This is a genomic window from Streptococcus mitis (assembly GCF_016658865.1).
GTDB lineage: Bacteria > Bacillota > Bacilli > Lactobacillales > Streptococcaceae > Streptococcus > Streptococcus mitis_BT.
Map to the genome: position 1 here is coordinate 1,413,520 of NZ_CP067992.1, position 24,087 is coordinate 1,437,606.

A 24,087-nucleotide genomic window follows, 5' to 3' on the forward strand; every position below is an offset into this window, starting at 1 on the left:
AGGATAACTTATATTTATAAAAACCAACGTTCAAAACGTTGGTTTTCTTATCTATTTGACTGCTTCTTTCAAAGTATCTACCTTATCCAAACGTTCCCATGGAAGGTCAATATCTGTACGTCCCATGTGTCCATAAGCCGCTGTTTGACGGTAAATTGGGCGCTTGAGGTCCAGCATTTGGATAATTCCTGCAGGACGAAGGTCAAAGATTTGACGAGCAGCTTTTTCAAGTTTGCTTTCAGCTACTGTTCCTGTACCGAAGGTATCGATACGAACAGAAACAGGCTGGGCAACACCGATAGCATAGGCCAATTGCACTTCTGCCTTCTTAGCAAGGCCTGCTGCAACGATATTCTTGGCAATATAACGAGCAGCATAAGAGGCTGAACGGTCCACCTTAGTCGCATCCTTACCAGAGAAGGCACCACCACCATGACGAGAGTAGCCACCATAAGTATCTACGATGATCTTACGACCAGTCAAACCTGAGTCCCCTTGCGGTCCACCGATTACAAAACGACCAGTAGGATTGATGAAGAATTTGGTTTGCTCATCCAAGTAAGAGGCTGGAATAACTTCTTTGATAACCTTGTTAATGACATCATTATGAATGTGTTCGTTGCTAACTTCTGGGTCGTGCTGAGTAGAAATAACGACTGTGTCCACACGTACTGGACGGTCATTCTCATCATATTCAACTGTAACTTGTGATTTGGCATCTGGGCGAAGATAGCTAATTTCCCCAGACTTACGAAGTTCTGCCAGACGACGAACCAATTTATGACTGAGTGAAATCGGCAAAGGCATGAGCTCTTCTGTTTCATCCACTGCAAATCCAAACATGAGTCCTTGGTCTCCAGCACCAATCAAATCAAGTGGATCTTGGTCTGCATTCCCACGAACCTCCAAGGCTTCGTTAACACCTTGAGCAATGTCAGGAGATTGTTCCACCAAAGATGGATGTACTCCTACAGTCTCAGCAGAAAAACCATATTCTGTATTGGTGTAGCCAATCTCTGCAATGGTATCTCGAACCACACGGTTAATATCTACATAGGCATTTGTAGATATTTCACCAAAAACATGGACGGAACCAGTATATACAGCTGTCTCAGCAGCAACGTGCGCCTCTGGATCCTTAGCTAAAATAGCATCCAAAATCGCATCTGAAATTTGGTCTGCAATCTTATCCGGATGCCCCTCAGATACAGATTCAGACGTGAATAATTTACGTTCTGACATAAAAATGTCCCCCCTTAAAAATAGTGTTATAGAGTTACAAAGTACTGATAGGTATTTTTATTCTATAAGAGTTACGACGCAAAAGAAATAAAAACGATACTTTTTTATTTCTGAAGCTAGTAAGGCGCATAGGATGACCGCACTATAGCGGCAACCGTATGGAGCCGTCAGTCTTTGCGAATTACAAAGTACTGATAGGAAAACTCTTAGTGATAAATACCTACCATCTTATCGGGACTATATAACTTTATCATTATACCATTTTTTAGCGCAATTTGCAGTCTTTAATGTAGTGTTTCTGTTTAGATAATTCGTTCTCATAAATAAAAAAGTTGGAGCTCAGTACTCCAACAATTGCTATTAAAATGTTTGGCGTTTTGCTTTACGCTCGGCACGACCTCGAGCTCGATTTTCAGCACGCTTGGTCTTGCGGCGTTTTTCATCAACCGCCCATTGAATTTTCTTCTTATAACCCGGTTTGACTTTTTTCTTTTTCTTTTTAACCAAACCAATCATTTCGATATCAAGTTTATCTTGTTTTTTCTCACGGTTGGCACGACGATCACGGTCATAAGTATCTTGAAATTCCCCGTCTTTGACCATCTTAGGAGTAAACTTGATTCCCAATTTCTCCAACTCACGGATATCCGAGTCATCACTTGGCTGATAAAGGGTAATAGCTGTACCTGGTAGGCCATTTCGTCCAGTACGACCAACACGGTGAACAAAGAAAGACAAATCTTGCGGAATGGCATCATTGATGACATGGCTGACACCTTCAATGTCAATTCCACGCGCTGCCAAATCTGTTGCGACAATATACTCAAAATCCAGATTTTTAACCTGGTTCATGATACGTTTGCGCTCACGAGGGGCAATATCCCCATGGATTTTTGCCACCTTCAAGCCTTGAGCAGTCAGATATGAATGCAATTCATCAGCACGCGTTTTAGTGTTAACAAAAATCATTGCCAAATACGGTTGCATCAACTGAGTCAACTGGTAAATTTGAGCATTCTTATCGCGTCCTTTTGTCGAAATCAACCAATTATCAATGGTGTCAGAAATGACAGTTTTAGTCTTAATTTTCTCCATAACAGGATTTGACAAGTATTTTTTCAAGAATGGTTGCAGTTTTTGTGGGATAGTCGCTGAGAAGACCATGAATTGAAGGTCTTTTGGAAGACTTCCAGCAATCTTATCAACAGTTTCTAAGAATCCCATATCCAAAGTCATATCTGCCTCATCGACCACAAAGGTCTTAGCCTTGTGAATAGCTAGGTCACCAGATTTAACCAAGTCGTAGATACGACCAGGCGTTCCGATAACAATATGAGGCTGATTGCTTGCCAATTTCTCAATCTGGCGAGCCTTATCCGTACCACCCACATAATTAACCACACGAACTTCCACTTCTGAGTGGGCAGCAATCTGACGGGCTGCTTGGTAAATTTGAGTAGCTAATTCACGGCTCGGTGCAGTAATGACTGCTTGAACACTATCGCTGGTTTCATCTAATTGCTGGAAAATCGGTAGTAAGAAAGTGTGAGTCTTACCTGAACCTGTTTTTGATTCACCGACTAGGTCACGACCTGCCAAGACAATCGGAATCAACTTATCTTGCACCTCTGTTGGAGTTGTAAATTTTAACTCCTCCAAGGCCTCTCTAATATAGTTTTTAAATTGAAATTTCGTAAATGACATAATATCCTCGATTCTATCTATCTTATAAATTATACCACATTTTATTCCATTTCAGTAGTCTCACTTATTTAGGCTATTTCCAGTAGCATCTCTAGTCAGAAAAAGGCTGGAATTTCATGATTCCAACCTCTTTTCATACTCAATGAAAATCAAAGAGCAAACTAGGAAACTAGCCGCAGGTTGCTCAAAACAGTGTTTTGAGGTTGCAGATAGAACTGACGAAGTCAGTAACATCTATACGGCAAGGCGACGTTGACGTGGTTTGAATTTGATTTTCATTGAGTATCAGTTATTATTTCCAGTTTAAAATAGCACTCAAGCCATAGTGATCACTAACTTGTGGACTCTTGTTGCCATCAAATACGACATGTAAATTTTCCACCGCTAACTCTTTGGTAGTAAAAACATAGTCGATTCGAAGGGGTTCTGTGTTCCCTTTCCAGCCATCAATTTCTGGTGGAACAGTATAACTACCACTTTTCTCTTGAGCAACTTCAAATGCGTCTTGTAAGCCTAATGGACTAGCTAAAATAGCTTGGTAACCTTCCTGACCAGCTGGGTTGTTGAAATCTCCAGCAAGCAAAAGTGGCTTGTTCAATTCTTTCAAGACAGCCTCAAATCGTGCCCATTCTTCTTGGAAACCTTTATCCCACCAAGAAAGGTGGACACTGGCAACTGCAAGCTCCTTACCATCAACTACAGTTTCAGCTAGAGCGACACGGCGAGTATGATAGTCTGTTGGATCATCCACATCTGAAACCAAAATTTCTCTTGCTTCAATAGGTGTTTTAGACAAGATAGCCACACCTTCATGGTAGCGGTCATAACCAATATGGTTATAGGCCCAAGTCCAGTAGTAATCTTTCCCTTGCTCTGACAACTTTTCAACCAAAAGTCTAACATAATGATCTTGATGAATCGGCTCAGCTGCTGGCAAAGCTTGATAGAGAGCATTAACTTCTACCTTAGGCGAGGTGATTTCCTGATTGATTTCTTGGAAACAAATCAAATCATAATCTTTATCAAGAATATCTTCAAGCAAAAGCTGGAATTTTTCCTCGGCTTCTTTTTCCATCCAGCTATGAGTATTGAGTGTTAAAAATTTCATGCTTTTCTCCTAAAACAAGAGGTTGGAAAACAGCTTCCAACCTCAAGTGTATTACAATTCTACTTTAGCAACTGCTGTTTTAGCTGCAAGAGAACCTGTTTGTTCTAATTTAACTGATTTAATAGCTTCAGCATTTGTGAAGACAACCACTGTTGAAGTTTCACGACCTGCTGCACGGATAGCATCCAAGTCAGCTGTGACAAGAAGATCACCTGCTGCAACTTTTTGTCCTTCAGCTACATGAACAGTAAATGGTTTTCCTTCAAGACTTACTGTGTCCAAACCAATGTGAACAAGTACTTCAAGACCCGCTTCAGTCACAAGACCAAGAGCATGTTTTGTAGGGAAGATGCTTGATACAGTACCTGAAACTGGAGATACAATGTTTCCATTTGCAGGTTCTACAGCAAATCCGTCACCCATCATTTTTTGAGCAAATACTGGATCTTTCACTTGTTCCAAGGCAACAACTTGACCGTCTGCTACTGAGTAAACTTCCTCAGTAAGACCTTTGAATTGAACAGTGTTTTGTTGCGCTTCTGTCATTTGACTTGGAAGAGTTTCAGGAATGATTTCACCTGAATCAAGGATATCTTGGATATCAGATTTCAATACGTCTGCTTTTGGACCGTAGATAGCTTGAACTCCTTGTCCTTTCATGACAAGCCCCATAGCTCCTTCTGCTTTCCATTGTTCTGCATCACCAACTCTATCTGCATCCTTAACAGTAACACGAAGACGAGTCATACATGCATCAACATCAACGATGTTCGCGCGTCCACCAAGAAGGTTGATAATGTTTACAGCTTGAGAACCTGCTGCAACTTTCACTTCGTTGCTAGCTCCTTCTGAAGCTCCTTCAGCAGTTTCATAGTTTCCGTTGCGTCCTGGAGTTGCGTAGTTGAATTTTTGAATCATGAAGTTTGCGATAAAGTACATGATTACAGCAAAGAGAACAGTTACCCAGATAAAGTTAACGATATCCATACCAATACCAGCATTAATTGCTAGTGGTGTACGAGTCAAGAATTCAATTGAACCGAATGAGTGGACACGTAGGTTTACTACGTCAGCCATAGCGAAGGCCGCACCTTGAACAAGTGAGTAAACAAGATACATAGGTGTTGCTACAAACATGAACATGTATTCGATTGGTTCAGTAACCCCTGTCAAGAATGTTGCAAGAGCTGTCGCAATCATCATACCTTTATATTGATGTTTCTTATCAGCATCGACATTACGGTAGATAGCCACGATCACACCCATCAAGATACCGAATGAACCGATCATTTGTCCAACTTTGAAACGAGCTGGGTGAACAGTATCCAACAATTGTTGGTAGTGACTTGCATCAGTACCTTTGAGGTTTACAAGGTCTGTTACCCATGCAAGCCATAGTGGGTCTTGACCAAATACTTGAGTACCTTTAGCTGCACCAGTTAAAATGTCATAAGTACCACCAAGAGCTGTGTAGTTCATTGGGATAGTCAACATATGGTGAAGACCAAATGGCAAGAGCAAACGTTCCAAAGTACCAAACAAGAATGGTGCAAGGATTGGTGCAGTTTCTTGTGAGTTGGCAATCCAGATACCAAAGCTATTGATACCTGTTTGAACTACTGGCCAGAAAGCAGCAAGTAGAATTGCAGCGATTGCTGAACGAAGAATAACTACAAATGGTACGAAACGTTTCCCGTTGAAGAATGAAAGTGCATCAGGAAGTTTACGGAAGTTGTAGTATTTATTGTAAGCAGTTGCCCCTACAAAACCTGAGATAATCCCTACAAACACACCCATGTTCAATGCTGGAGCTTCAAGAACACTGATGAAGTAATCAGCAACTTTGATTGAACCACCAAAGAGAGTTGTGACCATAGCATCTGGATTTTTCAACATATCTCCTGATACACCAAAGATTGTACCAGTGATACGGTTAATCAAGATGAAGGCAAGACCAGCGGCGAAAGCACCACCAGCACGTTCTTTAGCCCAGCTTCCTCCAATTGCTAGGGCAAACAAAATGTGAAGGTTACCGATAACCCCCCAACCAATTTGCTCAAGAATTCCACCTGTCACTACAAGTGGTGCAAAAGTTGGGTTAATCATTACGATAGACTTACCGATTGAAATCATCAAACCAGCAGCCGGCATAACCGCGATAACCACCATCAAAGCCTTACCGAATTTCTGCCAAAACTCGAAAGACAAGACATTTTTGAATGTATCTTTCATCATTCAAATCTCCTTTATTTTTATTTAGGCAAACGTTTTACGAAAACGTTTGCACTTAACTATGTATTAATTATACCACTTTAATTTTTTTTGTAAAGGCTTTTATAAAAAAAAGTAGACTTTTTTCTAAAATTTTTGTAGTAAAAAAGGAGATATTAAAATCTCCTCAAATATACTTCTATTTTAGATTTTCAGGAATCGGCGCATTGAAATTCCTGATCCGATTGAACCGATAAAAATTCCAATCACAAATAATAGAGCAATCATCAGTGGACTGAATATTTCTGGTGATATCATCGAAAGGTTCTGACCAACCAATGACTTATTAACCGATTGGTAAACCATTTTATAGACAATAAATACCAAAACTGACGGAAGTGTTGCTCCAAGCAAACCGATGAAGGCACCTTCAAGCAAGAAAGGTCCGCGGATATAACCGTTCTTAGCTCCTACTAAACGCATAATTTGAATTTCACGGCTTCGTGAAATGATGGTGATACGTATAGTATTAGAAATCAAGAACACCGCAATGAAAATCAATAATCCAGCGATAACTAGTCCCCAGACACGAATAAATGAGGCTAACTTAAACAAGCGTTCTGTATTAGCACCACCATCTTGAACTTCTGATACACCTTCGATTTTTTTAGCCTCTTCTGCTACTGTCTTTACATCACTTGGTGTATTGGTATCAACGATATATGCATCATAGAGAGGATTGGCATCGCCTTCAAAGATTTTCCAGTTGTCCCCCATTGTTTCTGTCAACTTTTCATATTGTTCTTCTTTACTTGAAAACGTAACACTTTTAACGGTTGACATACCTTTCAAAGCATCATATACCTTATGGTAGTCGTTATTTGTAACAGTTTGACCTTCTTTTTCAATCGTCTCACTATTATCAGCTACGTCCTTACGAATGTATACCATTACTCGAACATTATTTTCAATATCTGTAGCTAGTTTAGCCGTATTAAAGATAACAGATGCAAATATTGCAACCAAGGTCAAAGTAATCATAACTGAACTGACAGCAGCTACTGTCATCCAGCCATTTCGTTTCAAACTTTTTAATGATTCAAATAAATGACGAAAAAATCTACTAATCATCGTATCCATATTCTCCTTTAGCTTCGTCACGAACGACACGGCCATTTTCAATGGCAATGACACGGTGGCGCAAGGTATTTACAATCTGACTGTTGTGGGTCGCCATCAAGACAGTTGTACCTTGGAGATTGATGCGTTCCAGCAAGTTCATAATTTCCCATGAATTATCTGGGTCCAAGTTTCCTGTTGGTTCGTCCGCAATCAATACTTTTGGATTGTTTACAATGGCACGTGCTATCGCAATACGTTGCTGTTCTCCCCCTGAAAGTTCATTTGGGAAAGAACGAACCTTATGCTTCAATCCAACCAAGTCTAAAACTTCCATAACACGTTTTTTGATATTACGGCGGCTCTCACCAATAACTTCCATTGCATAAGCAATATTTTCATAAACGGTTTTCTTTGGTAACAGTTTATAATCTTGGAAGACAACCCCAACACTACGACGTAGGAGAGGGACATCTTTCTTTTTAATTTTAACCAGATTAAAACCAGCAACAGTTAAGCTTCCTTTTTCGATTTTTACTTCGCGGTACAAAGCTCTAATAAATGTTGATTTCCCAGCTCCTGACGGACCTACGATATAGGCAAATTCCCCGGGTTCAACAGTGACTGAGACACCTCGCAAAGCAGTCGTTCCGTTGTCGTATTTTTTGACGACATCTCTCATTTCAATGATTGACATGTGAGTTCCTTTCTATCTTAGCTGATTCGCCACTTGAGGTAGGCATCAATAAAACCATCTAGGTCTCCATCCATAACCTTATCTACCTGCGCAACTTCAAAGCTAGTTCGATGATCTTTTACCATAGTATAAGGCGTGAAAACATAAGAACGGATTTGACTTCCCCATGTGATTTCCTTTTTCTCACCTTTGAGGGAATCAACTTCCGCAGCTTTCTTTTCTTGCTCCATTTGATAGAGCTTAGCCTGCAACATCTTCATGGCACGATCTCTATTTCCATACTGAGTACGATCGACTGTTGACTGGACAACAATCCCAGTAGGAATGTGTGTCAAACGCACACCTGTTGAAACCTTGTTGACGTTTTGTCCACCAGCTCCACCTGAACGGAAGGTATCCATCTTGATATCATCTTCCCGAATTTCCACTTCAATGGTATCATCCAACTCTGGCATCACTTCTACAGATGTGAAAGAAGTATGGCGACGTTTAGCAGAGTCAAATGGTGAGATTCGCACCAAGCGGTGAACACCCATTTCTGACTTGAGAAGACCATAGGCATTAGGTCCTTCAAATGATAAGGTTACTGACTTAATACCAGCTTCATCTCCTGCTTGGTAATCCAATACTTCTACTTTAAAGCCTTTAGCATTTCCATAGCGAGTGTACATACGAAGCAACATATCACCCCAGTCCTGAGCCTCAGTACCACCGGATCCTGGATGGATTTCCAAAATCGCATTATTATGGTCATAAGGTTCTGACAAGAGCAAGGTCATCTCGTAACTGATCATCATCTTATCAAGTTCTAACAACTGTTCAACCAATTCTTCATGCACCGACTCATCTTCAGCTAAAAAGTCTAATAAAATTTCGACTTCATCCTGCAACTCTTCCATTTTGTGGAAGGTGTTATAGGTATTTTTTAATTCATTTAATTCTTGCGACGTTTTTTTGGCCGCGATATTATCGTTCCAAAAATCAGGTTCTGTCATCTTGTTTTCCAAGATGGCAATCTCTTCCTCTAAACCTTCGAGGTCAAAGAGACCCCCTGAAAGAAGCTAATTTTTCACGATTTGCGTCAATTTTCTGACGAATTTCTGAAATGTCCATAAATACTCCTTTTTTACATTATTTCATTATAGCATATTTTATCATTTCTTTCCATCTTTTGCTCTAATCCCTTATTACACGTAAAAAGAAGCCTTTCGGCTTCCTTTCTTACAAGACTTTTGCTGAAGTACGAGTAATTTCTTCTACTTGAATATTCTCTGATTCAAATTTTTCTTTCAAGGCTGGTAAATCAATTGATCCATCGATTTGAACTTCTATAATCACCTTACCATCTTTACGCGGAATATTGACTGTATGCGAGATATTCAAATTTTCTTCTACAATCAAAGAAATAATTTTTCCAAGAACGCCAATTTCGTTTTCCGTAACAAAGCGCACACGAATTCCTTCCTCACCATAACCAGCAATTTCAAGAAAGGCTTGGAAAACATCACGGTCCGTAATAACCCCATAGACTTGATGGTTATCTACTACAGGAAGAATACCAATCTTATTTTTCAACATCAGATAAGTTGCATCCTCTAGACTCGCATAGCCTGAAACAGTGACAACTTCGCGAATCATCACATCTTTTACTTTTGTCTTATTTAGAAGATAGTTCATCTCATAGATAGAAAGACTGGTTGCTTTGGATGGACTAGCTTGCGCAATGGTTCCTTCAGTTACCAAACCAACTAATTGATCATTTTCGATAACAGGCAAGCGATGCAACCCTTGCTCTCTCATCAAATCTGCTGCATGAGATACTGTTGTATCTGGACTAATATACACTACCTTACGGGTCATAAAATCTTTAACTGCCATGAGACTTCTCCTTTTCTGTTCTTATCCCTATTATACAATCTTTTTGTAAATCTATCAAACGCTTACATTTCTTTTTCAAAATTCAGAAAAGTATGAATAAGCTAGCAAAAAGAGCTCTGAAATCGAGCTCTGTGAATGAAGAGTAGGTGTACGCTTCATTCGATTTTATTTTAATTATCAGAAGCTAACCTTCCAGTGCAGATGAGAATTGCTTCGTAATCTCTATTTACCGACTAAAAAGGTCCCCCGGACTATAATGATGATTGCTTCGTAATCTTCATCTGCCGACTAAAAAGGTCCACCGGACTATTAATGGTGATTACTTCGTAATCTCTATTCACCGACTAAAAAGGTCCCCCGGACCTTTTTAGCCACCTAGATATGCTTTTCTAACTTCTTCTGATGAGGCGAGTTCTTTTCCTGTTCCTGATAGAACGATTTTTCCTGTTTCCAGTACATAACCTCGGTCAGAGATTGCGAGTGCCTTATTGGCATTTTGTTCAATCAAGAGAACAGTTGTTCCTTGCTTCTGGATATCTTGAATGATATCAAAAATCTCTTGGATAAAGATTGGGGCAAGTCCCATTGATGGTTCATCTAAAAGTAGAAGTTTCGGTGTTGACATAAGAGCTCGTCCCATGGCAAGCATTTGTTGTTCCCCTCCTGAAAGAGTGGCTGCATCTTGGTTCTTGCGCTCTTCAAGACGTGGGAAACGTGAAAAAACTTTCTTCAAGTTAGCTTGATTTTCTTCACGATTTTTCTTTAAGAAAGCTCCCATTTCTAGATTTTCCATAACAGTCAAGCCAGGGAAGACGTGGCGTCCTTCTGGTACTTGTGAAAGACCACCTGCCACGATTTTCTGAGCTGGCATTTTTTGGATTTCTTGACCTAAAAATTCAATTTTTCCTGAGCTTGGTCTAACTAGACCAGACAAGGTACGAAGAATGGTTGTCTTACCTGCACCATTGGCACCGATAAGGGAAACTACTTCTCCTTCATTTACTTCAAAGCTTACATCACGGACTGCTTGGATCATACCGTAATGCACAGAAAGATTATCAACTTTTAACATAGACATTAGGCTTCACCTCCTAGATAAGCTTCGATAACACGTTTATTGGTCTTAATTTCGTCAGGAGTTCCCTGAGCAATCAAACGACCATATTCAAGAACGTAGATACGTTCTGTTACTTCCATAACCAGATTCATATCGTGTTCAATCAACATGATGGTAATCTTAAATTCATCTTTGATACGACGAATTAACTCAGTCAATTCAGCAGTTTCCTGTGGGTTCATCCCTGCTGCTGGTTCATCTAAAAAGAGAATTTTAGGTTCCGTAGCAAGGGCACGAACAATTTCCAAACGACGTTGTTGTCCGTAGGCGAGGTTTTTAGCAAGAGTCTCTGCATCACCATCTAAATCAAAGATTTTCAACAATTCCAAAGCCTTATCCTTTAATTCTTTTTCACTCTTGTAAAAAGCTGGTAAGCGTAAGAAACTAGCAAAAACATGTTGCTTGTGATGGTTGCCAAAGGCAATCAAAACATTGTCCAAAACGGTTAAATCTTTAAAGAGACGAATATTTTGGAAAGTACGTCCAAGTCCCAAAGAAGCAATCTTATAAGGTGCCTTCCCATTTAAAAGGTGACCATCAAGGGTAACTGTTCCCTCACTTGGTTCATAAACACCAGTCAAGAGGTTGAAAAGAGTGGTTTTCCCAGCTCCGTTTGGACCAATTAGTCCAACTAATTCCCCTTCGTTCAATTCAAGAGTCACATCTCCAACAGCTGTTAGACCGCCAAAATGTTTGGTTAACTGTTTTACTTCAAGTAATGCCATTAGTTTTGTTCCTCCTTCTTAGATTTTTTAAAGAAACGTGATAGGCTCAATTCCCATGTTCCAAGGAGTCCACCTGGTCTGAAAATCATTACCAATACCAAGGCCAAAGCGTAGATAATCATACGGACGCTAGCAACATCTTGGAGAAGCATATTCAAAATCCCCAGAACAATAGCCGAAACAATGGCACCTGTAATGGAACCAAGGCCACCAAATACAACAATGATCAATACGTTGATTGAGTTGATGAAAGTGTAATCTTTCGGTACAACCGAACCGATAAATCCTGCCTGAAGTGACCCTGCAATACTTGCAGTAATAGCACCAAAGACAAAGGCGATGATTTTAATTTTAGTCGTATTAACCCCAACTGACTCAGCAGCGATTTCATCCTCACGAACAGAGAGAGTTGAACGACCAATTGGACTACGTAAGAAGTTCAAGGTTGCAATGGTTGTAATCACGACAAAAAAGTAAACCATTTGCCAAGTTGTAAAGTTAGGAATTCCCAAGATACCTGCCGCACCATTTGTAAGGCTTCCACCATTGATGATAAAGATACGGATAATTTCAGATACACCAAGAGTCGCTACTGCAAGATAGTCTCCCTTCAAACGCAAGGTTGGAATTCCGACAAGTAAAGCAACTGCTCCTGAAAGCAAAGCTCCTACCAGCATGGCTCCAAAGAAGGCACCATAGGTTGGTGATTTAGAACCAATAATAGCAGCGGCATAGGCACCAATTGCCATGAAACCTGCATGCCCAAGTGAAAATTGTCCTGAAAAACCAACGATTAAGTTGAGACCAACAGCCAGAATAATATTAATTCCAATTTGTTGTAAAATCTGTACATAGAATAGATTGAGTACACCGACTGAGACCAGTACACTAATCAAGCCATAACCAGCTAACAAAAGGAGTAACCATAGAATATTAACTTTTAAATTTTCCTTCATCGTTTACACCTTCTCTTTCACATTCTTACCAAGGATACCAGCTGGGCGGACAATCAAGATCAACAACAAGATTCCATAAACAATTGCATCACGGAAGTCTGACATACCAAAGGCTGTCGCAAAGGTTTCCAATAGACCAATTACAAATCCACCAAGCGCCGCACCAGGAATAATTCCGATACCGCCAAGTACAGCGGCAACGAAAGATTTAAGACCTGGAGTAACCCCCATCAAAGGCTCAAGAGAGTTATAATAGAGGGCAATCAGAACACCAGCTGCACCCGCAAGAGCTGAACCCAAAGCGAAGGTAAAGCTGATAGTACGGTTTACGTTGATCCCCATCAATTGCGCTGCATCGCTATCTACAGATACTGCACGCATGGCTTTCCCCATCTTGGTCTTTTGAACAATAACTTGTAACAAAATCATCAAAATCAAGGAGATTGCTAAGATCATTAACTGTACATTCGTTAAGCTAATTGGTCCCAAATCATAGCGAACTGTTTGAATTGCTTGAGGGAAGGCACGGGTATTGGCACCAACCAGATAGACCATGCCATACTCCAATAGGAAGGAAACCCCAATAGCTGTAATCAAAACAGCGATACGAGTAGAGTGACGCAAAGGTCGGTAAGCAAGAAACTCAATCACGACACCAAGAATGGCTGTCGCTAGCATCGCTACAATAAGCGCTACAAAGAAATTCATTTGGAAAGAATTAATCAAGAAATAACCGATAAAGGCTCCCATCATATAAATATCACCGTGGGCGAAGTTGATGAGCTTGATAATTCCGTAAACCATGGTATATCCTAGGGCTAACAGTGCATAAACACTACCTAGAATCAAACCATTTACTAGTTGTTGGAGCATAAGATTCACTCTTTCTATATATAATTTCGAGGGTTTTCCCTCACTTTTTGATAGGTTCTTAAACATCGAAACAGGGAGTGAGTCAGAGGCTCATTCCCTATTTCAACATTTTCTATTATGGTTTTACAACTTCTGCTGCTTCAACCTTACCATTGTTCATGGTCATCATGTAAGCAGTTTTGACTGTGTTGTGGTCTGCATCGAAGCTTGTTTGACCAGTTACACCTTCAAAGTCTTTTGTTTTAGCAAGGTTGTCTTTGATCTCACCTGAGTTTTTGGCACCTTTTGCTGCGTTTGCTACAAGGTGAACTGAGTCATAAGCTAAGGCTGCAAATGTTGAAGGCTCTTCATTGTACTTAGCACGGTAAGCCTCAAGGAAGGCTTTTGCTTTAGCAGAAACTTCTACAGTAGTTGAGAAGCCTGAGATAAAGTAGATGTTTGATGCTTTTTCAGGAGTTGCTTGTTGTACAAACTCTTCACCGTTGAATCCATCACCACCAACGATTGGTTTGTCAATTCCCATACCACGCGCTTGGTTTACAATTTTACCAGCTTCAGTGTAGTAACCAGGAACAACGATAGCATCAAAGTCTTTCCCTTTCATTTTTGTAAGGGCTGCTTGGAAGTCTGTGTCACCTGCTACGAAAGTTTCATCTGCGACGATTTCACCCTTGTAAGCTTCACGGAAGGCTTTAGCAATACCTTTAGCATAGTCGCTGGCATTGTCAGTGTAAAGAACAACTTTCTTAGCGTTTAATTTTTCAGTAACATAGTTTGAGATAATTTTTCCTTGGAAGCTATCTTGGAATGTTCCGATAAAGAGGTAATCTTGACCTTTAGTCAATCCATCTTGAGTCGCACTTGGCGAAATCAATGGAACACCTGCTTTTGTAGCGTTCGCTACAGCAGCTGCAGTTGCACCAGATGTCGCAGGTCCTACGATTGCTGATACTTTAGATTGGGTTACAAGGTTAGTTGTTACTGAAGCCGCCTCAGCTGTTTCAGACTTGTTATCTTTATCAACTACTTCGATTTGTTTTCCATCGATACCACCTGCTGCATTGATTTCATCAACAGCAAGTTGGGCACCTTTTTGTTCAGATGTACCGTAGGCTGCTACGGCACCAGTTTCCTCGAAGTTAAATCCGATTTTGATTGTCTTTTCATCTACTGAGTTACCAGCAGCGTTTGACGCTCCAGACTTCACTTCTCCACAGGCTGCAAGAAGAGCTACACTTGCAAGCGCCACAAACGATAGGGCAAATTTTTTCTTCATCTTTTTTTGTCTCCTTATTTCTTAAATAAATAGCATGTTAAGAATATACCGAATTATCAGAAAATTGTCAACACTTTTCTTGAACTTTTTCGATGATAACGTTTTCCTCTCGATAAAGATTACCCACAAAGGGTGTTTCCAGCTCTTGGATATGACAAACTCTGACTTTTTTTATAAATTTTTCCTTGCTCAAGTGTCCGACCAATTGCTCCACTTCTTGAGTTGGAACATAGAGTTGTAAGTAACGATGTTTCTTGGAATGATAGGTAATATCTCCATAATCCTGCAGTTTTTTGGCATCACGATTATAGTAAAGATAGATAATCAAGCCAGATCGATTGACTTTTTCAAACATGATAAATCCTCTTTCTAAGAAATCTCTCCCTATTATACCAAAAAAAGCAAACCCAGTCGAGTTTGCCTTCTTTCATCATTAGTTCAATGAATTGTTGGCCATGATTTCATCAATAAAGCCATATTCAAGTGTTTCTTGAGCACTCATCCAGTTATCGCGTTCTGCATCTGCATGGACTTTTTCAATTGACTGACCTGAATTTTCAGCCAAGATTTTTTCCAAGGTGTTACGAGTTTTAAGCAAGTGTTCTGCAGCGATAGCCATATCAGTTTGTTGAGTACCACCACCTGTACCACCCATTGGTTGGTGGATCATGTATTCAGCATTTGGAAGCATGAAACGTTTGCCTTTTGCTCCACTTGATGCGATGACTGTACCCATAGATGCAGCCATTCCCATAACGATGGTTTGGACATCTGCCTTGATAAAGTTCATGGTATCAACGATTGCCAAACCAGCTGAAACGGAACCACCAGGTGTGTTGACATATAGGTAAATATCTTTTGTACTATCTTGGGCATCCAAGAAAAGCAATTGGGCAATAACTGAGTTGGCCATATTGTCTTCAACTGGGCCTGTCAGCATGATGATGCGGTCTTTGAGAAGACGTGAGTAAATATCGTAGGAACGTTCTCCACGGCTTGTTTGTTCAATAACTACAGGAATCATTCATTTCTCCTTTTGAGTTTTATTTTTGTTGGTCAAACGACTGAAGATAAGACTATTATAATATCTTGGTCAAAAAAGGTCAAATTTTTGCTCTGTTTTCATCAGACAGAAACAAAAATTCAACCCCCTTTCACGACTAGAAATACTTTTCCAAGTCATTCTTCTTTTCGATGTTATTTTGTACCGAACAAGCGGTCTCCAGCATCTCCAAGACCTGGAACGATATAACCGTGTTCGTTCAAGCGTTCATCCAAGGCTGCTGTAAAGATTTCTACATCTGGATGAGCTTTTTGAAGGGCTTTTACACCTTCTGGAGCAGATACAAGGCAGACAAATTTGATATTTGATGCGCCACGTTTTTTAAGAGAATCAACAGCCAAGATTGCTGAGCCACCTGTTGCCAACATTGGGTCTACGACAAAAATTTGACGTTGGTCAATGTCCTCAGGCAATTTCACCAAGTACTCAACTGGTTGAAGTGTTTCTTCATCACGGTACATACCGATGTGACCAACTTTAGCAGCTGGAACCAAGCTCAAGAGCCCATCAACCATCCCGATACCTGCACGCAAGATTGGAACGATAGCCAGTTTCTTACCTGCCAATTGTTTTTGAACTGTTTTTGTAATTGGTGTTTCGATTTCCACATCTTCTAGTGGAAGATCACGAAGTACTTCATACCCCATCAACATTGCAATCTCATCTACTAGCTCACGAAAAGCTTTTGTAGAAGTATCTGTACGACGCAAGATTGACAATTTGTGTTGAATCAGTGGATGATTAATAACTTCAATTTTTCCCATTTTTGGAATTCCTTCTTTCAATTTATTCTTCTTATTATACCAAAAAACGGTTTAAAAATCTTTCTAAACCATTTATTTTTGATAATTTTTACATTAGATCTGCCTCTTTAAGAGCTGTCTGTACTGTCTCAAGTGGTAAATGAGTCAATTCTGTCCCTTTTTCTTGATAAAGGTATTGGGCGTAGTCGTCCATTCTGTACTGGTTGATATAAACCACGCGCTTGCAGCCGACCTGAAGCAATTGTTTTGTACAGTTCAGACAAGGAAAATGGGTTACATAGGCTGTAAAGCCTTTAGGAACACCACGTTCTGCACCTTGAAGGATAGCATTGACCTCAGCGTGAAGTGTGCGAACACAGTGGCCTTCAATGACCAGACATTCGTGATCAATACAATGCTCGGTTCCTGACACCGAACCATTGTAACCAGTGGAAATAACCTTATTATCTTTTACCAGAATCGCGCCCACTTTGGCACGTTTACAAGTGGAACGATTGGCAATTAGTAAGGCTTGGGCTGCAAAATACTCATCCCATGCTAGTCTTTTTTCAGTCATATCTCTTCTCCTTTTTCTCTATTTTTTAAAAAATGGTAACCGTAAATCCGCTATCTTTTCAGCAGGTACCTTCATGCCATCCTTGATCCATTTTAGAAGGACAGAGACGATGGCTGAGCTCCAGAAGGAATGAAGATAAGAGCTAACACCTTTTGATTTTCCATGGTATTTTTCTAGAAATTCCTGCATGGCTTGGACAAAGATTTTTTCCAGATGGTAATCCAAGGCCAATTGAATCACTCTGGCTTCCTTTCTGGCCTCGCGGAAAAGGTGAACCCAGACCAAATAGAGGTCTGTCTTTAGATCGAAATGATGCAGCTGTTCAATGATATTGTGGACAGTTCGTTTAAAGATGCTCTCTAAAATCTCCTCTTTGGAATCATAATTGCGATAAAAGGCCGCACGCGAAACGCCTGCACGCTTGACTAATTCCGAAATACTAATCTTGGTCAGGTCCTTTTTTTCCAAGAGTTGCAAGAGGGCAGTTTCAATGGCTTCTCTGGTTAATAAATTGGATTCTTGGTTTGATTTTCTGAGATTTTCAAGAGACTTTTCAGAGATTCTACGTTCAGACATAACATTTTCTTTCTACTTGTCACAACAGACGGATGAGGCTTTTGTTTCAAGGGTTTTCATGATATAATTGTAAAAAAAGACAGAACCTTTGTCAATGTATAACTGACAAAGATGGAGAATTTCTATGACTTGGAAGATTATTGCTGACTCTGGTTGTGATTATCGTCAGCTGGAAAGACCAGCTATTGACACAACCTTTGTAAGTGTCCCCTTAACCATTCAAGTAGCTGATCAGGTCTTTGTTGATGATGCCAGTCTTGACATTGACCAAATGATGGAAACCATGTATGCAACCGCAGAAGCTTCAAAATCAGCTTGTCCAAGCCCAGATGATTATTTGCGAGCATTTGAAGGTGCCAAAAACATTTTCCTAGTAACCATCACGGGTACTCTTTCTGGCAGCCACAATAGTGCTCAACTAGCAAAGAATATTTATCTGGAAGAACATCCTGACACTAAGATTCATGTGATTGATAGTTTGTCTGCTGGTGGGGAAGTTGACTTGCTCGTAGAAAAATTGAATGACTTGATTGACCAGGGCTTGTCTTTTGAAGAAGTGGTTGAAGCTATCACTGCCTATCAAGAAAAAACCAAGTTACTTTTTGTCCTAGCCAAAGTCGATAACTTGGTGAAGAACGGCCGTTTGAGCAAGCTTATCGGTACAGTCGTTGGCCTTCTCAACATCCGTATGGTTGGAGAAGCTAGTGAAACTGGAACTCTTGAATTACTACAAAAAGCACGAGGGCCAAAGAAATCGATTCAGGCAGCCTATGAAGAGTTGGTGAAGGCTGGATATGCTGGAGGCCGTATTGTCATGGCCCAACGCAATAACGAAAAATGTTGCCAACAGCTCTCAGAGCGAATCCTTGAAACCTTCCCACAAGCGGATATCAAAATTCTCCCAACATCTGGTCTCTGCAGTTTCTATGCAGAAGATGGTGGTTTGCTGATGGGATATGAAATTGATTAATTGCATTCTTGACAAGAGGTGACCATCATCTCTTGTTTTTTTGTGGTACAATAGAGCTATGAAACATTTTGATACTATTGTCATCGGTGGGGGACCTGCTGGTATGATGGCTACGATTTCCAGTAGCTTTTATGGTCAGAAACCCCTCCTCATCGAAAAAAATCGGAAACTTGGAAAAAAATTAGCTGGTACTGGTGGGGGACGTTGCAATGTCACCAACAATGGAACTCTAGATGACCTACTAGCTGGAATCCCTGGAAATGGGCGCTTTCTCTACAGTGTCTTCTCCCAATTTGATAACCATGATATCATTAACTTTTTTACGGAAAATGGGGTTAAACTTAAGGTCGAAGACCACGGACGCGTCTTTCCTGATAGTGACAAGTCTCGAACCATTATCGAAGCCTTAGAAAAGAAAATCACTGAGCTAGGCGGCCAAGTTGCCACTCAAACAGAGATTGTTTCGGTTAAAAAGGTGGGTGACCAGTTTGTTCTTAAATCAGCTGACCAAATCTTCACTTGTGATAAACTGATTGTCACAACAGGTGGGAAATCCTATCCTTCTACTGGTTCGACTGGTTTTGGACACGAGATTGCCCGTCATTTTAAACATACCATTACCGAACTTGAGGCTGCTGAAAGTCCATTATTGACGGATTTTCCACATAAGGCCTTACAAGGAATTTCTCTGGATGATGTGACACTAAGTTATGGCAAGCATGTCATCACTCACGATCTGCTCTTTACCCACTTTGGTTTGTCTGGCCCTGCTGCTCTGCGTATGTCCAGCTTTGTCAAGGGTGGGGAGGTTCTTTCACTGGATGTTTTGCCTCAACTTTCTGAAAAGGAATTGGCTACGTTCCTAGAAGTAAATCGGGAAAAATCCTTGAAAAATGCTTTAAAAACTTTGCTTCCAGAACGCTTGGCTGAATTTTTTGTGCAAGGCTATCCCGAAAAAGTCAAACAGTTTACTGAAAAGGAACGTGAACAACTTCTCCAGTCTATTAAGGCCCTCAAAATCCCTGTGACTGGCAAAATGTCCCTTGCCAAATCCTTTGTCACCAAAGGCGGTGTCAGTCTCAAGGAAATCAATCCTAAAACTCTAGAAAGTAAGCTGGTCCCTGGCCTTCACTTTGCGGGCGAGGTACTGGATATCAATGCCCACACAGGTGGCTTTAACATTACTTCTGCCCTTTGTACCGGCTGGGTGGCGGGATCAAACCCAATCTAAATCTGAATTATTTAATGGCTAAATCAGCCCCAAAAGAAAGGAAGTCCTTTGGAACATATTATCTTGTTAAGGGGAGTTACTCCTAATGGAAAAAATGCTATCCCTAAAATGTCTTATCTAGTAGATATCTTAACAGAAGCTGGTTTTCAACAAGTTCGAACCTATATTCAAAGTGGGAATATCATTCTTGAAAGTAACTTAGCCTTAGAAAAAATACGAGAACAGGTTCATACTCTAATAAAGGAAAAAATTGGAGCTGATCTCAAAATAATCATTAAGAATAAGGATGATTTTGAAAAAATTGTCCAAGAAAACCCGTTTGGAGAACACTATCTTTATGACCGTATACACGTGATTTTTTATCAAGAATCTATTCAAAGTCTCCCTTTAGAAAAATTGAAAATTGATTACGGCGAAGAAGAAATTTGTGTCGGTAACCATTGTCTCTACCTCTATCTCCCTAGAACTGCAAAACAAAAAAAGCTCAATACTAACTATCTTGAAAAACTTTTCAATGTAGATTTGACCATGCGAAAACTAAATGTGGTAGAAAAATTATTAAGCAAATAGTGCTTGAATTTAGTAAAAATCGGAAGAATGCTCCTCCGATTTTATTTTGTTTGAGTTTGGACATAGTGGGCAATGACATCTGATGTGTATTGGGCAGTGCCAGTTCCAAATTTGTCAATGTTTTCCTTAAACTCTGGGTTATAAACATATCCCTTACCGATATGGCCGAATACTTCAATCGTACAATCAAATCCATAAGTACGAATAGCTTGCAAGAGTTTGGCTGCTTCTTCTTGATTTTCGGTTGCTGTTACAGGTAGACCAGATTGAAGATTTTGTGCCAATGCTTGAAAGACTTGATTGAAGGTAGCCGTAGCCTCATCTTCGTGACCTTTTTGGCGCTCCAGCGCTTGGTCCATGACTTCTTGTCCATATTTCTCTACCGCCTCTTGGTGGTATTTTTGATGGTCTTGATAGTTAAATCCAGCGAATTTCTCTTGAATGCTCATTTTTCTTTCTCCTTTTTGTTCTTGAATGGTTTTTTGCAAGGTGGAAATCAAGGTATCCAGATGTTGCCTTTCTCGAGTCAAATAGTCCAACTGCCTGGTCAAATGAGGCAATAAATCTGTCCTTTCTTCCTTTAATAGCTCTGCTATTTTTTCTAAAGAAAAACCTAGATATTTGTAATAAAGAATGACCTGAAGTCGTTCCAAATCCTCCTGACTGTAGGTTCGATAACCGTTTTCCGATTTTAAAGGAACCAAAAGCCCTATCTTATCGTAGTGGTGTAGGGTCTTGACAGAGACGCCCGAAAGCTGCGCAGCTTCTTTTATATGGTACATGATTTCCTCCTTATACTCAATGAAAATCGAAGAGCAAACTAGGAAGCTAGCCGCAGGCTGTACTTGAGTACGGCAAGGCGACGCTGACGTGGTTTGAATTTGATTTTCGAAGAGTATTACATTGATAGTATAACCCCTACCCTTAGGTCAGAGTCAAGCGTTTTTGCGAAATTTTTTACTTTATCATAACATGAAAATGGTTTTCTTGACAGACCTTAGAAAACATGATAGGATAGTCAAGTCTATTAATCAAAAGAAACGCTCATTTTGAGTACTTATGAGGCTAGTTGCCAAGGGCAGTAGCTTTTTCTTTTGTAACACTAATTTTAGGAGTTTAACTATGTCTGAAAAATCGCAATGGGGTTCTAAACTGGGCTTTATCCTCGCATCTGCTGGTTCAGCCATCGGACTTGGTGCCGTTTGGAAATTCCCCTACATGACTGCTGCTAACGGTGGAGGAGGATTTTTACTGGTCTTTCTCGTTTCCACTATTTTAATCGGTTTCCCTCTCTTGCTTGCTGAATTTGCCCTCGGCCGAAGCGCTGGTGTTTCAGCTATCAAAACCTTTGGAAAACTAGGCAAGAATAGTAAGTACAACTTTATCGGTTGGATTGGTGCCTTTGCCCTCTTTATCCTCTTATCTTTCTACAGTGTTATTGGAGGATGGATTCTAGTCTATCTAGGCATTGAGTTTGGGAAATTGTTCCAGCTTGGTGGAACGGGGGATTATGCTCAATTATTTACTTCCATCATTTCAAATCCAGCCATTGCCCTCGGAGCTCAAGCAGCCTTTATCTTATTGAATATCTTTATTGTATCACGTGGGGTTCAAAAAGGTATTGAAAGAGCTTCTAAGGTCATGATGCCCCTGCTCTTTATTATCTTTGTTGTCATCATTGGGCGCTCTCTCAGTTTGCCAAATGCCATGGAAGGGGTTCTTTACTTCCTCAAACCAGACTTTTCAAAACTGACCAGTGCTGGTCTCCTCTATGCTCTGGGACAATCTTTCTTTGCCCTCTCACTAGGGGTTACAGCCATGCTGACCTATGCTTCTTACTTGGATAAGAAAACCAATCTGGTCCAATCAGGAATCTCCATCGTAGCCATGAATATCTCGGTATCCATCATGGCAGGTCTCGCCATTTTCCCAGCTATGTCAGCATTCAATATCCAGTCTGAAGGGGGACCGAGCTTGCTCTTTATCGTCTTGCCTCAACTCTTTGACAAGATGCCTTTTGGAACCATTTTCTACATTCTCTTCCTCTTGCTCTTCCTCTTTGCGACAGTCACTTCTTCCGTCGTTATGCTGGAAATCAATGTGGGTAATATCACTAATCAGGACAACAGTAAGCGTGCTAAATGGAGTGCTATTTTAGGAATCTTGACCTTTATCTTTGGAATTCCTTCAGCCCTGTCTTATGGTATCATGGTGGATGTTCACATTTTTGGGAAGACCTTCTTTGATGCTATGGATTTCTTGGTTTCTAATCTTCTTATGCCATTTGGAGCTCTCTGCCTTTCACTCTTTACAGGCTACATCTTTAAAAAAGTTCTTGCCATGGAGGAACTGCATCTTGATGAAAGAGCATGGAAACAGGGACTTTTCCAAGTCTGGCTCTTCCTTCTTCGTTTCATCATTCCAATCATCATCATCGTGGTCTTTATCGCCCAATTTATATAATCAAAAAGGACTTGAGTAATGAACTCAGGCCCTTTCTTTTTTATGGATGGCTAACAATTAATTCCAAACCTTGCCCTTCCAGAGTCCAAGCTTCAACATCACTTGGTAGGATAAAGTGGCTACCTTTTTGGATTGGATAGTTCTTTCCATCAACAGTTAGCTGACCTTGGCCAGCTAAGACACTAAACAAACTGTAATCAGCTGTCTTTTCAAAATCAACTTTTCCAGTGATTTCCCACTTGTAAACTGCAAAGAAATCATTGGATACAAGAAGAGTGGAACGCAAATCATCTGCTTTAACAGTTACAGGTCGGCTATTTGCAGGCTCGCCAATGTTCAATACATCAATGGATTTTTCAAGGTGAAGTTCACGCAAGTTACCATTATCATCCTTACGGTCAAAGTCATAGACGCGATAGGTGGTGTCACTAGATTGTTGGGTTTCAAGAATCAAGATACCTGCACCGATGGCGTGCATGGTGCCACTTGGTACATAGAAGAAATCACCAGCCTTGACAGGGACTTTTGTTAATAAACCATCCCAGTCTTTCGCTTCGATTTGCTGGCGAAGTTCTTCTTTTGACTTGGCATTGTGACCGTAAATAATCTCTGAACCTTCATCCGCAGCGATGATATACCAGCATTCTGTTTTTCCAAGTTCACCTTCATGCTCGAGTCCATAAGCATCATCTGGGTGAACTTGGACGCTGAGCCAGTCGTTGGCATCAAGGATTTTAGTCAAAAGCGGAAATACAGGTTCTGGACGGTTGCCAAACAATTCACGGTGTTCTGCATACAAAGTAGCTAGATCTGTTCCCTCGTAGCGACCATTGGCAACCTTAGAGACACCATTTGGATGAGCTGAGATGGCCCAGTATTCCCCGATTTTTTCACTAGGGATGTCGTAGCCAAACTCATCACGTAGCTTGGTACCACCCCAGATTTTTTCTTGCATAACTGATTGTAAAAATAATGGTTCTGACATCTT

At 40.4% G+C, this 24,087-nt stretch carries 24 protein-coding genes; 4 read left to right on the forward strand and 20 right to left on the reverse strand.

Annotated elements, in window-relative coordinates; all coding sequences use genetic code 11:
- Positions 1–51 precede the first annotated feature (51 nt).
- The 18 genes from metK to JJN14_RS07200 form a co-directional block, all read right to left on the reverse strand.
- Positions 52–1,242, reverse strand: a complete 1,191-nt coding sequence (gene metK, locus JJN14_RS07115; protein WP_201058266.1) for a methionine adenosyltransferase — start codon at positions 1,240–1,242, stop codon at positions 52–54.
- A gap of 360 nt (positions 1,243–1,602) precedes the next feature.
- Positions 1,603–2,946, reverse strand: coding sequence for a DEAD/DEAH box helicase (locus JJN14_RS07120; protein WP_061589833.1), 1,344 nt, complete (start codon positions 2,944–2,946; stop codon positions 1,603–1,605).
- Positions 2,947–3,238: 292 nt separating this feature from the next.
- A complete protein-coding gene (locus tag JJN14_RS07125) occupies positions 3,239–4,054 on the reverse strand; it encodes an endonuclease/exonuclease/phosphatase family protein (RefSeq protein WP_201058267.1) in 816 nt (271 codons plus the stop codon).
- A gap of 51 nt (positions 4,055–4,105) precedes the next feature.
- Positions 4,106–6,289, reverse strand: coding sequence for a PTS transporter subunit IIBC (locus JJN14_RS07130; RefSeq protein WP_201058268.1), 2,184 nt, complete (start codon positions 6,287–6,289; stop codon positions 4,106–4,108).
- Positions 6,290–6,469: 180 nt separating this feature from the next.
- Positions 6,470–7,396, reverse strand: a complete 927-nt coding sequence (gene ftsX / locus JJN14_RS07135) for a permease-like cell division protein FtsX (RefSeq protein ID WP_042751472.1) — start codon at positions 7,394–7,396, stop codon at positions 6,470–6,472.
- On the reverse strand, positions 7,389–8,081 hold the full coding sequence (gene ftsE / locus JJN14_RS07140; protein ID WP_004263501.1) for a cell division ATP-binding protein FtsE: 693 nt from the start codon (positions 8,079–8,081) through the stop codon (positions 7,389–7,391). Before ftsE ends, ftsX begins: the two co-directional genes overlap by 8 nt.
- Before the next feature lie 17 nt (positions 8,082–8,098).
- Positions 8,099–9,194, reverse strand: a protein-coding gene (gene prfB, locus JJN14_RS07145; RefSeq protein ID WP_201058269.1) for a peptide chain release factor 2 whose coding sequence is annotated in 2 segments (ribosomal slippage) — positions 8,099–9,121 and positions 9,123–9,194 — 1,095 coding nt in all. Because the reading frame shifts where the segments join, the coding sequence is not laid out codon by codon here.
- A gap of 108 nt (positions 9,195–9,302) precedes the next feature.
- The gene (locus tag JJN14_RS07150) at positions 9,303–9,959 is read right to left on the reverse strand and encodes a CBS domain-containing protein (protein ID WP_064276923.1); all 657 of its coding nucleotides are present in this window, start codon (positions 9,957–9,959) and stop codon (positions 9,303–9,305) included.
- A 367-nt stretch (positions 9,960–10,326) separates the two neighbouring features.
- Positions 10,327–11,037 (reverse strand): ABC transporter ATP-binding protein, encoded by a 711-nt coding sequence (locus JJN14_RS07155; RefSeq protein ID WP_000062200.1) that lies wholly within the window; start codon positions 11,035–11,037, stop codon positions 10,327–10,329.
- Positions 11,037–11,801 (reverse strand): ABC transporter ATP-binding protein, encoded by a 765-nt coding sequence (locus JJN14_RS07160; RefSeq protein WP_201058270.1) that lies wholly within the window; start codon positions 11,799–11,801, stop codon positions 11,037–11,039. Before JJN14_RS07160 ends, JJN14_RS07155 begins: the two co-directional genes overlap by 1 nt.
- Positions 11,801–12,757: a branched-chain amino acid ABC transporter permease gene (locus JJN14_RS07165; protein ID WP_000662290.1), complete on the reverse strand. Its 957-nt coding sequence runs from the start codon at positions 12,755–12,757 to the stop codon at positions 11,801–11,803. Before JJN14_RS07165 ends, JJN14_RS07160 begins: the two co-directional genes overlap by 1 nt.
- Before the next feature lie 3 nt (positions 12,758–12,760).
- A complete protein-coding gene (locus tag JJN14_RS07170; protein ID WP_000941421.1) occupies positions 12,761–13,630 on the reverse strand; it encodes a branched-chain amino acid ABC transporter permease in 870 nt (289 codons plus the stop codon).
- Between the two features lie 115 nt (positions 13,631–13,745).
- Positions 13,746–14,906, reverse strand: a complete 1,161-nt coding sequence (locus tag JJN14_RS07175; RefSeq protein ID WP_070478656.1) for an ABC transporter substrate-binding protein — start codon at positions 14,904–14,906, stop codon at positions 13,746–13,748.
- 67 nt (positions 14,907–14,973) lie between these two features.
- Positions 14,974–15,261, reverse strand: a complete 288-nt coding sequence (locus JJN14_RS07180) for a YlbG family protein (RefSeq protein ID WP_049492230.1) — start codon at positions 15,259–15,261, stop codon at positions 14,974–14,976.
- A gap of 78 nt (positions 15,262–15,339) precedes the next feature.
- Positions 15,340–15,930: an ATP-dependent Clp protease proteolytic subunit ClpP gene (gene clpP, locus JJN14_RS07185; protein WP_000613475.1), complete on the reverse strand. Its 591-nt coding sequence runs from the start codon at positions 15,928–15,930 to the stop codon at positions 15,340–15,342.
- 173 nt (positions 15,931–16,103) lie between these two features.
- A complete protein-coding gene (gene upp / locus JJN14_RS07190) occupies positions 16,104–16,733 on the reverse strand; it encodes a uracil phosphoribosyltransferase (protein ID WP_201058271.1) in 630 nt (209 codons plus the stop codon).
- An 88-nt stretch (positions 16,734–16,821) separates the two neighbouring features.
- The gene (locus tag JJN14_RS07195) at positions 16,822–17,289 is read right to left on the reverse strand and encodes a deoxycytidylate deaminase (RefSeq protein WP_000136976.1); all 468 of its coding nucleotides are present in this window, start codon (positions 17,287–17,289) and stop codon (positions 16,822–16,824) included.
- 18 nt (positions 17,290–17,307) lie between these two features.
- Positions 17,308–17,865, reverse strand: coding sequence for a TetR/AcrR family transcriptional regulator (locus JJN14_RS07200; RefSeq protein ID WP_201058272.1), 558 nt, complete (start codon positions 17,863–17,865; stop codon positions 17,308–17,310).
- A gap of 124 nt (positions 17,866–17,989) precedes the next feature.
- On the opposite strand from JJN14_RS07200, the gene JJN14_RS07205 reads away from it, so the two are divergent.
- The 3 genes from JJN14_RS07205 to JJN14_RS07215 are packed head-to-tail and all read left to right on the forward strand — an operon-like array spanning position 17,990 to position 20,636.
- A complete protein-coding gene (locus JJN14_RS07205) occupies positions 17,990–18,835 on the forward strand; it encodes a DegV family protein (protein ID WP_201058273.1) in 846 nt (281 codons plus the stop codon).
- 58 nt (positions 18,836–18,893) lie between these two features.
- A complete protein-coding gene (locus tag JJN14_RS07210) occupies positions 18,894–20,066 on the forward strand; it encodes an NAD(P)/FAD-dependent oxidoreductase (protein WP_201058274.1) in 1,173 nt (390 codons plus the stop codon).
- A gap of 48 nt (positions 20,067–20,114) precedes the next feature.
- Positions 20,115–20,636 (forward strand): DUF1697 domain-containing protein, encoded by a 522-nt coding sequence (locus JJN14_RS07215; RefSeq protein WP_201058275.1) that lies wholly within the window; start codon positions 20,115–20,117, stop codon positions 20,634–20,636.
- A gap of 41 nt (positions 20,637–20,677) precedes the next feature.
- Here the strand turns inward: JJN14_RS07215 and JJN14_RS07220 are convergent, their stop codons facing one another.
- Entirely contained in the window at positions 20,678–21,418 is a 741-nt protein-coding gene (locus JJN14_RS07220; protein ID WP_201058276.1) for a MerR family transcriptional regulator, read from the reverse strand.
- A gap of 340 nt (positions 21,419–21,758) precedes the next feature.
- Here JJN14_RS07220 and JJN14_RS07225 point away from each other — a divergent pair, with 340 nt between their 5' ends.
- Positions 21,759–23,099, forward strand: a complete 1,341-nt coding sequence (locus JJN14_RS07225; RefSeq protein WP_201058277.1) for a sodium-dependent transporter — start codon at positions 21,759–21,761, stop codon at positions 23,097–23,099.
- A gap of 40 nt (positions 23,100–23,139) precedes the next feature.
- Here the strand turns inward: JJN14_RS07225 and manA are convergent, their stop codons facing one another.
- Positions 23,140–24,084: a mannose-6-phosphate isomerase, class I gene (gene manA / locus JJN14_RS07230; RefSeq protein ID WP_201058278.1), complete on the reverse strand. Its 945-nt coding sequence runs from the start codon at positions 24,082–24,084 to the stop codon at positions 23,140–23,142.
- Between the last annotated feature and the right edge of the window lie 3 nt (positions 24,085–24,087).